The sequence below is a fragment of the Streptomyces sp. NPDC047042 genome (genome assembly GCF_040644035.1).
GTDB lineage: Bacteria > Actinomycetota > Actinomycetes > Streptomycetales > Streptomycetaceae > Streptomyces.
In genome coordinates this window covers 76,665-91,338 of sequence record NZ_JBEYVP010000006.1, presented here as the reverse complement: position 1 = coordinate 91,338, position 14,674 = coordinate 76,665, and the positions used below count along the sequence as shown (strand labels likewise).

Sequence of the window (14,674 nt, the reverse complement as noted above, 5' to 3'; positions counted from 1 at the left end):
GAGACTCCTCTCTCTTGTTCAGGCCTTCTTGCGGCACACGACGAGCGTGTCGTACTCACTGAGGGTGGAGACCTCGACAGCGGCGAAGCCGACCTGCTTGGCGACCGCCACGGCCTCGGAAATGGGGTACTCCTCGCCGCCGTCGGTGACGAGCAGCATGTCGAGGCTGATCACGAGGTTCTCGATGTGCGTGGACTCGTCCTCCAGCATCCGGTCGTACATGAGGAGGGTCCCGCCGGGGTTGACGGCGTCGTAGGCCTTCGCGATGAGCGCGGCCCGCTGTTCCTTGTCCCAGTCGTGCAGTACGTGCCCGAGGACGACCACGTCGGCGGTGGGCAGCGGGTCGTCGAAGAAGCTGCCGCCGTGGAAGGTGATCTGTCCGGTCAGCCCGTCCTCGGCCACCCGCTCGTCGAACAGGGGCTCCATCGGAGGCAGGTCGAAGACATGACCCGTCAGATGCGGGTGGTGCTTGACGATGATGGAGCACAGGTTGCCCCGGGCGCCGCCGACATCGAGTACGGAGGCGTGCCCCGACCAGTCGTACTTCTGGGCGAGTTCGGGCCCGACGACATGGGTGAGGGCGTCCATCATCCCGACGAACTGCCGCAGGATGTGCTGGTTCTGGGTGACGGTCTCGAAGTCGCTGCCGGACTGCGGCTTTCCGGTGCGCAGACCCTCGGAGAGCCGGCCCCAGGCGGGGTAGAGGTTCCGGTTCGACCGCTCCAGGAAGCCGCCGACGTAGCTCTTCCGACCGTGCACCAGGTAGGTGTCCGCGCCCGCGCCGTTGCGGTAGGTCCCGTTCTCGCGCTCCAGCAGACCGAGGGCCGTGAGCAGGCTGAGGAAGTCCGACAGACCACGCCCGTGCAGCTCCAGAGCGGCCCTGATCTCCTCCTCGGTGGCCGGGCCCTTCTCGTGGAGCACCGTGAACAGGCGCAGCTCGACGGCGGTCAGCAGCGCCTTGGCGTCGCAGAACATGTTGCCGAGCCGGATGATCCCGGCAGGAGTGCTGACGTCGGGAATGGTTTGCGTCATGCGCTTGTGCTCCTTCCAACGCCTGCCGTGGCCGAGTGCCACGCGGCCGGGGGACCGTCGCACGGCCGAGTCGAGAGGCCCTCGAACGGTGCCGGGGCGGTCCGGCGGGACAGCCGGCGACCCCTCCGCCGAACCCCTGGCGACCCCTCCGCCGAACCCCTTGCGAACCCCTTCGCTCCACCGCGTCTTGAGGCGGCGCAGCTATTCATCTCGCGTCTGTCCGTCCGTCCGACCGGAGCGTCCAGAGGGGACATGCATGTATGACGTGAGGATTCCAGTGCTGATCATCGGTGGAGGGCCCGTGGGGCTTGCCACCGCCCTTTTCAGCGGACGGCGTGGTGTACGCACGATGCTGTTGGAGAAGCGTGACAGCACCTCCACCCTGCCGCGCGCCCCCGGCCTGCAGGCCCGCACGATGGAACTGTTCCGGGCAGCCGGTCTCGGCGCGGACATCCGGGCTCTGGAGATGGGCGACTCGCACGCCTATTTCGAGGGCGGCATCATCAAGGTGAACACGTTCGCCGACATCGACAACGCCGAGCTCCTCGAGGCCCCTTCGCTGGACGGGCCGACGGTCAGCCCCGAGCGGGTCATGGGCTGTGGACAGGACCGCTACGAGAAGGTGCTGGTCGCCAAGGCCCAGGAGGCCGGCACCGACATCCGGTTCGGCACCCGCCTGATCTCCTTCGAGCAGGACGCCGACGGCGTCACCGCCATCGCGGAGGAGGACAGCGGCAAGCGGTTCACCATCCGGGCCGACTACCTGGTGGGGGCCGACGGCGCCGGCAGTCTCACGCGTGAGGCGCTCGGCGTACCGCGCAGCGGCCGCGGCACCGTCTTCAACGCCCTCAGCATCTACTTCCGGGCGCCCGAGCTCGAAGTGCTGCTGAAGGACCGTAAGTTCATCCTCTGCTACGCCAGCGCCAGCGGCACCCTGATGGGTCTGTCCCGGCTGCACGGCTGCGACCCCTGGCTGGCGGCGCCCATCTACTTCCCGGAGAAGGGCGAGAAGCCGGAGGACTACACCGACGAGCGCTGCATCGACATCGTGCGCCGCTCGGCCGGCAAGGACATCGACGTGGAGATCATGGACAAGGTGCCGTGGCGCGGCGCCCAGTTGGTCTCCGACACCTTCCGGGTGGGCCGGGTGTTCCTCGCGGGTGACGCCGCGCACGTGCATCCGCCGGCCGGTGGGTTCGGAGCCAACACCGGTATCCACGACGCCCACAACCTGTCCTGGAAGCTGGCCGCGGTGCTGCAGGGCTGGGGCACCGACACCCTGCTGGACACCTATGACGCCGAGCGCCGTCCGCTGGGCAAGGCCATGTCGGAGCAAGCACTCGTCCGCAACCGGATCCGGCACGGCTATGCCACCGACCAGGACAAGGCCGACTTCGTCGACGACGTCGTCATCACCCTCGGGTACCGCTACCGCTCCTCGTCGGTGTCCGCGCCGGCGGACGCCAAGGTGCTCTCCCCCGACCTGGAGCTGACCGGCGAGCCCGGCACCCGCGCGCCGCATCTGTGGCTGCGCCGGGGGGACGAGGAGATCTCCACGATCGACCTGTTCTGGGACTCGTACGTGCTGCTCCACGGCCCCGACGGCGCCGACTGGGCACAGGCGGCGACGAAGGTCGCCGAGAAGCTCGGGATTCCGCTGCGCACGCATGCCGTGGGCGCGGACCAGGAGCTGCGGCCCACGGACCGCGAGTGGACCGACGTCTACGGAGTGGGACCGGGGGGCGCTGTGCTGGTGCGTCCGGACGCCTTCGTGGCCTGGCGCTCGGCGGAGTCCGCGGACGACCCGACGGCGGTGCTGTCCGATGTGATCGCCCGCGCGGCCGGCCATGTGCCGACCACGGTCTGAGAGGACCACGAGATGACTGACACCAACACCGCCGCCGGACCGGCGGCCGTGCTGGGCCAGGCCATGGCGTTCCAGTCGGCGAAGCTCGTGCTGACCGGGATGGAGCTGGGCCTGTTCGAGGCACTGGCCAAGGAGCCGGGCGACGAGGCGGAGCTGCGCAACCGGCTCGGCCTTCACGCCCGGGGCACCGGGCACTTCCTGGCGGCCCTGGCCGAGTTGGGCTTCCTGGAGCGGGATTCGTCCGGCCGCTACCGCAACTCGGACATCACCCGGTCCTGCCTCGTTCCCGGCGCCGAGGGCTATCTCGGTGGCTTCCTGCGGGCCGCCGACCAGGTGATGTACCCGGCGTGGGGCAAGCTCTCCGAGTCGCTGCGCACCGGGGCACCGCAGGCCGCCACGTACAGCGGCGAGGACATGTTCGGCGAGCTGTACGACAGCGAGGAGAAGAAGGACGGGCTGGTCGGCATGGCGGAGGACGCCAGTCGGCCACTCATCCCCGCGCTGGTGGACGGCTTCGACTGGGCGGCTCACCACTCGGTGCTGGAGCTCGGCGGCTGCCGTGGCAACGTACTGGCCGGACTGGCCCGGGCCCATCCGCATCTGGACCCCTGCGTGTTCGATCTGCCGCAGCTGGAGCCCGACTTCGCCGCGCACATGGCGTCGATCGGGATGACGGGCAAGGTCCGGTTCCACGGCGGGGACTTCTTCGCAGGTGCGCTGCCCGAGGCCGACGTCGTGATGATCGGCCACGCGCTCATCGACTGGAACGACGAGCAGCGCCAGAGTCTGGTCCGCAACGCCTTCGCGGCGGTGCGGCCCGGCGGGGCGTTCCTGGTGTGGGACCCGGTCATCGTGAACGGCGAGGACAGCTATCTGCGCAACCTGCTCCGCAGCCTGAACCTCCAACTGATGACACCGCACGGCACGGGGTACGACCTCACCCAATGCGCCGAGTGGATGCGAGAGGCAGGCTTCACCTCCGTAGACCACACGTCACTGGGCCACGACGTCACCCTGGTCATAGCCAGAAAGGAGTAACCCCCGACGTGCCCTCCGGCCACGCGTGGCCCGCAGCGCGGCCCTGCGGCCGCGCGTGAACCGCAGTACGACCACGGCCACCGGTGAACCGCGATGTCACCAACGACCGCATGTGAACCGCAGCATGACCACGGCCGCATGTGAACGCAGCGCAATCACGGCCTCATGTGAACCGTGATGTCACCAAGGAACGCACGTGAACGCAGCGTGATCAGTCCACGCGTGAACCGTGACGTCACCTACGGCCACCTCCCCGGCCCGACACGGCCCGGGAAGGCCGGGGTAACGCCGGCCTGCACCCCTCCGGCCCCGGTGGCCCCCGCCGCTTCGGCGTCGCGGGCCACCGGGGCCTGTGGCGTTCACCCACGAATAGGGGCCGCGCGTGGGCCCCCGGCGTAACCCACGGCCGCGCGCGCCCCGCCCCCGGCCCCCGGCACCGCCCGGACGACCGGGTGACCCCGGCCCGCACACCCAACCCAACCCCAATGCCCTCGCCCCTCGGTATCGCAGCCCCCAGCGCCGGCGGCGCGTTCAGCCGCGGATTCGGGACACGTGTTTCTCCTGGACCTCTCGGCTGCCCCGCACGAAGTCCAGGAGCAGCCGCAGTTCCGTCTCCGAGTAGCGGCGGAGCCCCTCGACCGCCTCCTCGGCCAGCGGCCGGTAGATCTCCTCGGCGGCCCGCCGCGTGCGCTCGCTGGGGCGCACGACCGACCTGCGCCGGTCGTCCGGGTGCGGTTCCCGGGTCAGATAGCCGAGCTTGTCCAGCCGGTCCAGCATGGCCGTGACGCTGCCGGTGGTGAGTCCGAGCGCCGTCCCCAGTTCCCCGGGGGTGGCGCTCTCCCGCTGGAGGAGTACGTCCAGGCAGCGCAGATCCGTCTGGTTCACCCCCAGCCGGGCGGCGGCCGCCGCGTCGACCGCCTCCACCGCGCCCTGCAGGGCGCGGATCTCACCGGCGAGTTCCCAGTACAGCGCCTCGTTCGTCGGGCCGTCCACCGCTTCACTTGACATTCAAGTATCTCGACCTTCAAGATAGAGGTACACCTTGAAAGTCAAGATAGTTGACTCCCAAGGAAAATCAAGCCGCAAGAAGGCGCAAGAAATCGGGAATGTTGCCCGGGTTCCAGAAAGGAACACTGTGATGAACAGCCCGCAGGACTCCGCACCGACCAACTCCGCACAGCCCAACTCCGCCCACCTCGAGACATCCGACCACGGGGACACCGTCCGCGTGGAGACCTTCTACGTCAGTGAGAAGAAGCTCGGACACTGGACCGAGGCCCGGCGGATCGAGGTCCGCGCACGGCGGGCCTCGCTCCACCTCGACCTGCGCTCCCACCGCATCCCCGAGGGCGAGATCGTGGTCCACCTGGACGCCGAGCGCTCCACGGTCAAGCTGCTGGTCCCGGACGGGGCCGTGGTCGACGAGCGGGAGCTGGAGCTGCCCGACCGCTCCAAGGTCAAGGACATCGAGCGGCACGTCCCGGGCAGCGGCCGGCGCATCCGCCTCACCGGCCGGCTGCAGCACAGCGAGATCCGGATCTCACGCGGCGGCATGGCGAACCTCAGCACGATGTTCTCCCGCGAGTTCGTCGAGGAGGCCCGCAGGGCCCACCGCGACGGCGACCACCCCGCCCTCCCCGACCCCTCCCTCCCGGGCCCCAGGCCGAAGGACATCGTCTGACAGTCGACGAGGTCTTGAGGGGCTCCCCTTACCTTCGCGGCCTGCCCGCCGGTCTCCGGACGGGCAGGCCACAAGACCACAGGGAGCCACGCAATGACCCAGGACCAGACTCAGGACCAGACTGAAGTGCCGCTCGCCGGCCTCGCGGTGACACCGGGAACAGGAACAGCCCCGGTCTCCTCCGACGAGGAAGGGGACGCCCGATGGAGCTGAGCACGACCGCGATGCTGCTGCTCGACCTGGTGGTGATCGTCGCGGTGGCACGGCTGCTCGGCGCGCTGGCCCGGCGCCTGCGGCAGCCCGCCGTGATCGGCGAGATCCTCGGCGGCATCCTCCTCGGCCCGACGCTGTTCGACGGCGAGATCACCTCCTTCCTCTTCCCCGCCGACGTCCGGCCGTCCCTGACGACGCTGGCCAACGTCGGCGTGTGCGTGTTCATGTTCCTCGTCGGCCTGGAGTTCAACAGGGGCCTGCTGCGCGGTCAGGGCCGCATCGCGGTCAGCGTGTCGCTCAGCGCGGTCGTCCTGCCGTTCTCCCTCGGGGCGCTGCTGGCCCTGCATCTCGTCGCCAACCATCCCACCGGCGACCGGCTCGCCTTCGTACTGTTCCTCGGTACGGCGATGTCCGTGACGGCGTTCCCCGTACTGGCCCGCATCCTGACCGACAAGGGCCTGATCGACACACCCATCGGCGGCCTCGCCCTCGCCGCCGCGGCCGTCGACGACGTGCTCGCCTGGTCGATGCTGGCCGCCGTGGCGGCACTGGCCGGCGCAGGCGGCGCCCCCTGGCAGATCCTGCTCGTCCTCCCCTACGCCGCCGCGCTGGTGTGGGTCGTACGGCCGCTGCTGGCCCGACTGGCCGGCCGCGAGGCCACGGCGGGCAGGCCCACGGGGCGGGTGACTGGACGGATGGCCGGGCGGGTGACCGTGCGGCTCGCCGACGCCGGCGTCCTGCTCGCCGTCGGCGCGGGGCTGTGGCTGTCGGCGCAGGCGACCGACTGGATGGGACTGCACCTCATCTTCGGCGCGTTCCTGTTCGGCATCGTCATGCCGCGCGAGGGCGCCTCGAGGCTCCGCCGGTACGCCCTGCCCCGGGTGGAGCAGCTCTGCTCGATCCTGCTGCTCCCGGTGTTCTTCATGGTGGCCGGCCTCAAGGTCGACCTGTCGTCGATGAACGCGACGGCGTTCGGCGAACTGGGGCTCATCCTGCTGGTGGCGATCGGCGGCAAGTTCGTCGGTGCCTTCCTCGGGGCCCGGCTCAACGGGGTGCGACCCCGGCATTCGGCCGTGCTCGCCGTCCTCATCAACACCCGTGGCCTGACCGAGCTGATCGTGCTGACGGTCGGGCTGCAGATCGGCGTACTGGATCAGCCCCTCTACTCCCTCATGGTGGTGATGGCCCTGGTCACCACGGCCATGGCGGGCGTGCTGCTGCCGTTCGTCTACCCCGACGAACGGATACGTCAGGACCTGGCCGCCCGCGACCAGTCGGCGCCCCTCGGCAGAACCGTCACCGGGGCACGCCCACCGCTGTCCGAGAAGTAACCGTCCACACCGTCCACACCGTCCACTCGAACGGAACGGCAAGGTCCTCCACCGGCGTCGCCCGTGGAGGACCTTGCCGTCTTTCCGGGACACACGCCACGCACGCCACGCACGCCGCACACGGCCGAGCCGGGCGGATCGGCGGGGAGGCCGATCCGCCCGGCTCGGGCCGGGAGGTGCGGAGGTCAGCGCAGAGCGGCCTCCGCGAGGAGTTCCAGTTGGGCCGGGTCCGCCGTGCAGGGGAAGACCAGCAGCTCGTCGCAGCCCGACTCCGCGTAGGCCGACACGGTCTCGCGCAGCGCTTCCGCCCCGATGACGACCGCCTTGGCGGCCATCTCGGCCTTGGGCCCGATGAAGGCGTAGTACGCCCGCAGATAGCGCTCGGCCACCTCACGGGAGCCGGGGCCCAGGCACGCGTAGGTCAGGGCGACCAGCCGGGGCTTCTCCGGGCGCCCCTCCGTCCCCCAGGCCTGGCGGGCCCGGTCGGCGAGTTCCGCGTACCCGGTGGCCGAACTGCCTCCGGCGATCCAGCCGTCCGCGTGGCGGGCGGCCCTGGCCATCGCGGCCGGCGTGTGTCCGCCCACGATCAGCTCAGGAGCGTTGCCGTCCGGGAAGAAGGGCCCGATGCCGGGCACCGGTCCCTTGCCCGCCCAGACGGCCTTCATCTCGGTGATCATGTCGTCCAGCCGCCGGCCGCGGTCCCGGTAGCGCGCCCCGGTGGCCTGGAAGTCGTCCTCCCGGCCACCGGCCGCCACACCCAGCGTCAACCGCCCGCCGGAGAGCGCGTGGACGGTCGCCGCCTGTTTGGCGAGGACCGCCGTGCCCGGCCGGTACGCGGCGATCAGGATGCTGGAGACCAGCCGGATCCGCTCGGTCACCGCGGCAGCGGCGGCGAGCGAGGTCAGCGACTCGTAGTTGTCGTACACCAGCCGGTCCAGCACGCCGAGACTGGCGAAGCCGTGGTCCTCGGCCTGCCTGGCCCAGGTGGTGAGCCGTTTCCCGTCGACGTCGGGAACCGTGGTGGGCAGCCCCACTCCTATCTCCATGGCGGGCTCCCTCCCCTCAGGCGGGCTTGCGGGCGACGAGCAGGGTGTTGCCGAGCAGCAGCGGATGGCTGGTGACATCGGTGAAGCCGGCCACCCGCATCCACTGTTCGCAGTCGCCGGGGTGGTAGCCCGCCCCCGCCGGAGTCATCACCAGCATGTGGAGACTGGACACCAGCGCGGGCAGATGGGGTTCGTCCCCCGGCATCGGGTCGTACACCAGCAGCGCACCGCCCGGGCTGACGGCCTCGAAGGCCTTCGCCACCAGCTGCTTGCGTTCGTCGACGGAGAAGTCGGCGAGCACATGGCCGATGACCAGCACGTCCGCCGCGGGCAGCGGGTCGGCGAAGAAGTCCCCGCCGACAAAGTCGAGCCTGCCGTCCACTCCGAGGGTCTTGGCGTGCTCCGCGCACGGCCCGGCGTTCTGGGGCCGGTCGAAGACCCGGGCGGTCAGCTCGGGCCGCGCAGCCAGGATGAGCCCGGCGAGGTTGCCGCGCGCACCGCCGATGTCGGCGAGGGTGCGGAAGTCGCTGAAGTCGACCGCCTCGAGCAGTTGTGGGATCAGCGGGGAGCTGAGGGCGTCCTGCATGCTGAGGAAGGCCTGCCGCGCCCGCGGGTCGTTCAGCATCTCCTCGAAGTCGCCCTCGGCCTGGGGCTTTCCGGTGCGCAGCGCCTCGGTGAGCCGTCCCCAGGCGGGGTAGAGCACGTAGTTGGCGCCGTCCAGGAAGCCGCCCCGGTAGTTCTCGCCGCGTACCAGGCATGCCTGCGCGAGTGCGCTGTTGTAGTAGCGGCCCTCCTTCTTCTTCTCCAGCAGCCCGAGGGCCACCAGGGCGTCGAAGAAGTCGGTGGCCGAGCGGGCGTGCAGCCCGGTGGCGGCCCGCAGTTCCTCGGTCTCGGCGCTGCCCTCGGCACTGTTGGCGAGCGCGGTGAACACCCCGACCTCGACGGCGCTGAGGAGCAGCTTGGAGACCGTGAAGCTATGGCCCAGGCCGCTGATCTTGGTGATGTCCTCGGGGGAGACCGCTGTGGGCTGAGTGGTCGTCGTCATCGGGCCGTCCCTCCTTCCGCTCGCCTGAGGCCCAGGCTGGGCCCGAAGGACAGATACAGGCCGCCCACGGCGTTGGCCGGGCTCATCGGAGCCTGCTTCTGCTCGTGGACCTTGTTGAGGTTGGCCAGGGGGTTGGGGTCGCCGCTCTCGGCGCCGTTGAGGTGGGCGTGGACGCTGGCGTACACGTCCTGTGCGTCGTCCATGTCGGCGATGCCGGTGACGATGCGGTTGAACGCCTCCTGGAGGTCGAGGCTGTCGCGCTGGTGCTGGGTGAGCCGCTGGGCGTTGTAGAAGTGGTGCTCCTTGCCGCGGTAGCTCTCGTAGAACACGGACACCAGCACCAACAGCCGCTCGTAGGCGTGCCGGTAGACGGTCTGGTAGAACTCCCAGGCCTCGTCCTCCGCGACGTCTCCGCGCAGCACGCTGGACAGTGCGGCGGCGCTGAGCATCCCGCTGTACGTGGCCAGGTGGACGCCGGTGGACAGCAGCGGGTCCAGGAAGCAGGCCGCGTCGCCGCTGAGCAGATAGCCGGGGCCGCAGAAGCGCTCGGCGGTGTAGGAGTAGTCCTGTTCGACCTTCATCCCGGACACCTGCTCGGCGCCTTCGAGCAGCGCCGCCACCTGCGGGCACTCGGTGACGACCTGGTCGTAGACCTGCTGGATGCCGCCCTGGGCGCGCTTCTTCTCGTTGAAGATGTCCCGTCCGGTGACCAGTCCGACGCTGGTGGTGCCGTCGTGGAGCGGGATGACCCAGAACCAGCCGTCGGGGGCCGAGGCCACCGTGATGGCGCCGTCCGGGCCCCGGTCGAGCCGCTTGACGCCCTTCCAGTAGCTCCAGGCGGCCACGTTCTGGAACACCTCGTGGTACTTCCGGCTCTTGTGCTGCCGGGCGGCGATCAGCCCGGTGCGGCCGGAGCAGTCGATCACGTAGTCGAAGCCGATGCGGCCGGACCGGCCGGGGTCCTTGGAGTCGACCCAGGTGGCGGCCACCGGCCGGCCGTCCTCGAAGTGGACCTCCTTGACGGTGGTCTCCTCCACCACCGTCACACCCAGTTCGGCGGCGTGGCGCAGCAGGATCTCGTCGAACTCCGAGCGCACCACCTGCCAGGCGTTGGTGCCGTCCGCGCCGAGCCCGCTGAAGTTGACCTCCCACTCCTCCGGGCCCCAGAAGAAGTAGGCGCCGCCCTTGGGCTGGAAGCCGTGGCGGTTCACCTTGTCCCAGACGCCGAGGTACTCGAGGATCGGCCGGCACGAGGGCAGGATCGACTCGCCGATGTGATAGCGCGGGAACTTGTCCCGTTCCAGGAGCGTGACCTCGAATCCCTCCTTGGCCAGCAGACCGGCCGCCGTGGAGCCGGCGGGACCTCCCCCGATGACAAGGATCTGGGTGGAGTCGCGCATGAGCTCTCCAATCTCTGCGTCGCCGGGACGCGGTAGCAGGGTGGGATGCCGTGCCTCACCGTCGCGCCGGGCGCTGGAAGAGGGGTGGAGATGAACTCGATGAGCTTCTCGAGTGATACACGAGGTCGATTCGGTTGCCTTCTGACTCAATGAGCTCCGCTCATTTCACAGCAAAAAGGAGTCACCGGATGAGGACGTCGTTGAACGCGCGAAGATGGGCTGCGGGGACCGCCGTGTCCACGTTGCTGATGGTCGGCCTGGGCAGCGTCTCGAACGCCACCGAAGCCAAGCAGGACAAGGCCGATGTGGTCGCCGCGGCGACCCGCTACGGGCAGCCGAACCTGTACACCGGCGACGTCGACAAGATGCTCGACTTCTACAGCAGGGCCCTGGGCTTCACGGTGGACTTCCGGTTCCCCGCGGAGGGGCCCGGGATGTTCGGCACCGTGAGCAAGGAAGGCACTTACTACATCACCTTCTCGTCGTACGACACGATGAAGACGTACACGGGCCTGCCGCACATCGGGAAGTCCACGCACAAGCAGTCGGACGTCGCGGTGCTCGTCCCCGACGTCGACGCGGCCTTCGCCAAGGCCAAGGCCGCCGGCGCCAAGGTGCTCATGACCCCCAGGAACCAGCCGTGGGGTGAGCGTCAGGCCTATGTCGCGGACCCCGAGGGCAACTACGTGCAGATCTCCACGCACACCGACCACTGACCACCGATCACCGATCACTGATCACCGATCACTGATCACTGATCACTGACAGCACGAGGAGAAAAAGGGAGCCGGCAGGGCCTCGGCCCTGCCGGCTCCGCCGGCCGTCGTCCGTCTACCGGGCGGCGGCCACCGTCTTCTCGGTCACCTTCTCGTCCCAGGCCACCCGGTAGGTGTAGACGGGGATGGTCGCCTTGACGCCGAGCTTCAGGAAGAACGGCAGGACCAGGTCCCGCACCGCGCGCTGGAGGCCGTTGGGTGCCGCCTTCTGGTTGCCGGTCCTGCGGCCCTCCTTGATGATCTTCTCCACCCGCTCCTGGCGGAGGGACTGGAAGGCGGCGAAGGCCTCCTGCGGGGTGGGAAGGTCGCGCAGGCACTTGGCCAGGACGATCGCGTCCTCCATCGCCATCGACGCCCCCTGCCCCACGTGCGGCGACGTGGCGTGGGCCGCGTCACCGACGAGGCAGACCCTGCCCCGGTGCCACAGCGGCAGCGTCAGCATGTCGTAGATGGGGTAGCCGATGATGCCGCTCGGCGTGGAGTCGATGATGGCCGAAACAGGGTGATGGTCCTTGCGGTGGCGCTCCAGCAGCCGGGCCTTCCACTCCTCGTGGGGGGTCCCCTCCGTCTCGCCCCGCGCGGGCTCCTCGGCCTGGTGGTAGTTCTCGAACCAGTAGACCTCCTCGCCCGGGATGGTCTGGTAGCCGAAGAACCCCTTGTAGCAGAACGACATCCGCATCACGCCGTCGGCCGGCGCGGCGTCCTTGGAGCGGGTGTACCCGGCCGTGCCGATCACCCCGGTGTACTCGGGGTGGGGGGCGTCGGGCATCACGGTGTACCGGGTCTTGGAGTGGATGCCGTCGCAGCCGATGAGGATGTCCGCCTCGGCGGTGGTGCCGTCGGCGAAGTGCACCCGGACGCCGTCGGCGGTCTCCTCCACGCTCTTGAAGAACTTGCCGAACTCCAGCCGGACACCGCGCTTCACGGCGGCCTCACGCAGGGCCTTGTTGAGCAGGCCCCGCTTCAGCAGCAGGGTCTCCGCCGGGTTCTCGCCGAGCTTCTTGCCGTGGTGGTTGAGGAAGGCGGTGCTGGTGGTCTGGCTGCCGACCGCCTCGACGTCCTCGCGGATGCCCAGGGTGTCCAGTACGGCCAGTCCGTTGGGGGCCAGGTTCAGAAAGGCGCCGACCTCGTCGCGGGGTTCCTCTTTCCCCTCGTAGATGACCGCCTCGATGCCCGCCCTCTGCAGGAACAGGGCCAAGACCGGTCCGGCGATGCCGCAGCCGATCAGGACCGCACTCCTTGTCCGGGTCGTCTCCAGGTCACGCATCAGTCCACCTCGTCGTCTTGGATCGGCCCGCGGGCCGGCAGCATTCCTGATCTGGATTCGGCTTGTCGCTCCCCGGATGCCGACTTCCACGGCGTCCGGGGACTCTCTTATCTTGAGGGTCGAGATACTTGACTGTCAAGTGAATACGGGAGCGGCCGGCCGGTCAGTGGTGTGCGCTGTCGATCGTCCGGGGGGCGCTGTTCTCCGTCCCCGGCTTCACCACGGTGAACTGCCCCATCATTCCCAGGTCTTCGTGACGCAGGATGTGGCAGTGGTACATGTACGGGATCTTGGAATCGATGTGGGTCGGCAGACTGACCGCCAGCCGCACGGTGCCCCCCGAAGGCACGCGCACGGTGTCCTTCGGACCGCGCTGCCACGCCTCGGGTTTCTTCCCCGCGTACTCGATGACGTTGAAAGTGGCCCCGTGGACATGGAAGTTGTGCACCACCTCCGCGTCGCCGGTCACCTCCCAGATCTCGACCTTCCCGGCCGGACACACCTCGTCGATACGGCTCATGTCCATGCTCTTGCCGTTGATGGAGAAGCTGTTGAACTCGAAGGTGCGGGTGCGCGGCTTCTCGGGGACGCCGATGGCGGCGGGGGCCCCGCGCAGGGTCTCGGGCAATGGGCGGGACCGGGAGAGCCTCTCCCCCGCCCGCACCTCGATCATGTCGAAGGTGTCGTCCGCGCCGCCCAGCCGGTCGGTCGGGAACGAGAGCCCCAGCTCCGGCTCGAAACTGCGCAGCACGACGCGTTCCCCGGGCTTGAAGGCCACGACCACCTCGGCGCGTTCACCCGGCGTCAGCTGGAGCCGGCGCAGCGGCAGGGGCCGCTCCAGCAGCCCGTTGTCCTGGGCGACCAGCTGGAACTCGCGGCTGTCGGTGAACCCCAGGTTGTAGGTCCTGGCGCCGGAGGCGTTCATCAGCCGGAACCGCACCAGCGTGGTGGAGATCCGGACATGCGGGTCGTAGGTACCGTTCACCAGGATCGTGTCGCCGAGCACACCGGGGCTGCCCACCCCCGCCAGACTCTCCATGAAGGAGGCCCCGCGCAGGTCGATGGTGCCGTCGTCGTTGAACTGCCGGTCCTGCAGGATCAGCGGAATGTCGTCCACACCATAGGAGTTGGGGAGACCGGCCCGGTCCGCGTCGTCGTCCTCGAGGATGAAGAGGCCCGCCAGGCCCCGGGACACATGGTCGGCCGTGCTCTGGTGCGGGTGCGGGTGGTACCAGAGGGTCGCGGCGGGCTGGCTGATCTCCCACTCGGGGTTCCAGACGGCTCCGGGCTGCACCATCTGGTGCGGCCCGCCGTCCATCTCGGCGGGCAGATGCATCCCGTGCCAGTGCAGGGTGGTCGCCTCGGGAAGGCGGTTGGTGAGCGAGACCGCCACCTTCTGCCCCCGGCGGGCCCGTAACGTCGGCCCCAGGAAAGCCCCGTTGATGCCCCAGGTCGGTGTCTGCTTGCCGGGCAGCAGCCGGCTCTCCCCGGTCTGGGCGGTCAGCTTGAACACATGGCGTCCGGAGCCGTCGTCCTCGCCCTCCAGCAGCGGAGGAATTCTCACCTTGTTGGCGAAGGAGAGCTCGCCGACGTTGCTGAGCTTGCGCCCGCTGTACACCCGGGCGAAGTTGATCGCGTACGCCCCGCCGCCGACCAGGCCGACACCCAGCAGGCCTGCCGTCGCCAGCAGGATCCTGCGTCGGATCGTACGGGGGCGTTTCGGCGTCGCCCGGCCCTGTCCGCTCTCGCCGTTTCCTGTCACCGTGGAGTCGCTCTCGTCACTTCCCCTGTGATCGTCGGTCATGTAATTGTGGCTACCGGTCATTGGGCAATGATGGGGCGGCGTACTGGAGTTACGCCCGATTATCGGTCGACTTCGGCTCGAGCCCGGCTCGAGTCACACTCCAGGCACATCCTCCGCTTCCCGCCGCTTGAGCGGTCCTCCAGGCACACCCCGCATGCTCACCCACGTCCCATG

At 69.3% G+C, this 14,674-nt stretch carries 12 protein-coding genes; 5 read left to right on the top strand and 7 right to left on the bottom strand.

Annotation, left to right across the window (positions count from 1 at the left end):
• Positions 1–18: 18 nt before the first annotated feature.
• Positions 19–1,032, bottom strand: coding sequence for a methyltransferase (locus ABZ855_RS08195; protein WP_360802856.1), 1,014 nt, complete (start codon positions 1,030–1,032; stop codon positions 19–21).
• Between the two features lie 256 nt (positions 1,033–1,288).
• Here ABZ855_RS08195 and ABZ855_RS08190 point away from each other — a divergent pair, with 256 nt between their 5' ends.
• Both ABZ855_RS08190 and ABZ855_RS08185 read left to right on the top strand, forming a co-directional pair.
• Complete coding sequence (locus ABZ855_RS08190) at positions 1,289–2,899, top strand: FAD-dependent monooxygenase (RefSeq protein WP_360802853.1); 1,611 nt, start codon at positions 1,289–1,291, stop codon at positions 2,897–2,899.
• 12 nt (positions 2,900–2,911) lie between these two features.
• Complete coding sequence (locus tag ABZ855_RS08185; RefSeq protein WP_360802850.1) at positions 2,912–3,937, top strand: methyltransferase; 1,026 nt, start codon at positions 2,912–2,914, stop codon at positions 3,935–3,937.
• 531 nt (positions 3,938–4,468) lie between these two features.
• On the opposite strand, the gene ABZ855_RS08180 is transcribed toward ABZ855_RS08185, so the two are convergent.
• Positions 4,469–4,945 carry a MarR family transcriptional regulator gene (locus ABZ855_RS08180; protein ID WP_360802847.1) on the bottom strand — a complete coding sequence of 159 codons (477 nt, stop codon included), beginning with the start codon at positions 4,943–4,945 and terminating at the stop codon, positions 4,469–4,471.
• Positions 4,946–5,075: 130 nt separating this feature from the next.
• Here ABZ855_RS08180 and ABZ855_RS08175 point away from each other — a divergent pair, with 130 nt between their 5' ends.
• Together ABZ855_RS08175 and ABZ855_RS08170 are read left to right on the top strand one after the other, a co-directional pair.
• Positions 5,076–5,618: a hypothetical protein gene (locus ABZ855_RS08175; RefSeq protein WP_360802844.1), complete on the top strand. Its 543-nt coding sequence runs from the start codon at positions 5,076–5,078 to the stop codon at positions 5,616–5,618.
• A gap of 203 nt (positions 5,619–5,821) precedes the next feature.
• On the top strand, positions 5,822–7,162 hold the full coding sequence (locus ABZ855_RS08170) for a cation:proton antiporter (protein ID WP_360802841.1): 1,341 nt from the start codon (positions 5,822–5,824) through the stop codon (positions 7,160–7,162).
• 185 nt (positions 7,163–7,347) lie between these two features.
• On the opposite strand, the gene ABZ855_RS08165 is transcribed toward ABZ855_RS08170, so the two are convergent.
• From ABZ855_RS08165 to ABZ855_RS08155, 3 genes are read right to left on the bottom strand one after another with little or no spacing between them, the layout of a single operon-like run.
• Positions 7,348–8,208: an LLM class flavin-dependent oxidoreductase gene (locus ABZ855_RS08165; RefSeq protein WP_360802838.1), complete on the bottom strand. Its 861-nt coding sequence runs from the start codon at positions 8,206–8,208 to the stop codon at positions 7,348–7,350.
• A gap of 16 nt (positions 8,209–8,224) precedes the next feature.
• The gene (locus ABZ855_RS08160) at positions 8,225–9,253 is read right to left on the bottom strand and encodes a methyltransferase (RefSeq protein ID WP_360802835.1); all 1,029 of its coding nucleotides are present in this window, start codon (positions 9,251–9,253) and stop codon (positions 8,225–8,227) included.
• Entirely contained in the window at positions 9,250–10,653 is a 1,404-nt protein-coding gene (locus ABZ855_RS08155; RefSeq protein WP_360802833.1) for an NAD(P)/FAD-dependent oxidoreductase, read from the bottom strand. Before ABZ855_RS08155 ends, ABZ855_RS08160 begins: the two co-directional genes overlap by 4 nt.
• 188 nt (positions 10,654–10,841) lie before the next feature.
• Between ABZ855_RS08155 and ABZ855_RS08150 the strand changes: the two genes are divergently transcribed.
• Positions 10,842–11,369, top strand: a complete 528-nt coding sequence (locus tag ABZ855_RS08150) for a VOC family protein (RefSeq protein ID WP_360802830.1) — start codon at positions 10,842–10,844, stop codon at positions 11,367–11,369.
• A gap of 115 nt (positions 11,370–11,484) precedes the next feature.
• Here ABZ855_RS08150 and ABZ855_RS08145 read toward each other — a convergent pair whose 3' ends face one another.
• Together ABZ855_RS08145 and ABZ855_RS08140 are read right to left on the bottom strand one after the other, a co-directional pair.
• Positions 11,485–12,696: an FAD-dependent monooxygenase gene (locus ABZ855_RS08145; protein WP_360802827.1), complete on the bottom strand. Its 1,212-nt coding sequence runs from the start codon at positions 12,694–12,696 to the stop codon at positions 11,485–11,487.
• A 163-nt stretch (positions 12,697–12,859) separates the two neighbouring features.
• Positions 12,860–14,500, bottom strand: a complete 1,641-nt coding sequence (locus ABZ855_RS08140; RefSeq protein WP_360802824.1) for a multicopper oxidase domain-containing protein — start codon at positions 14,498–14,500, stop codon at positions 12,860–12,862.
• Between the last annotated feature and the right edge of the window lie 174 nt (positions 14,501–14,674).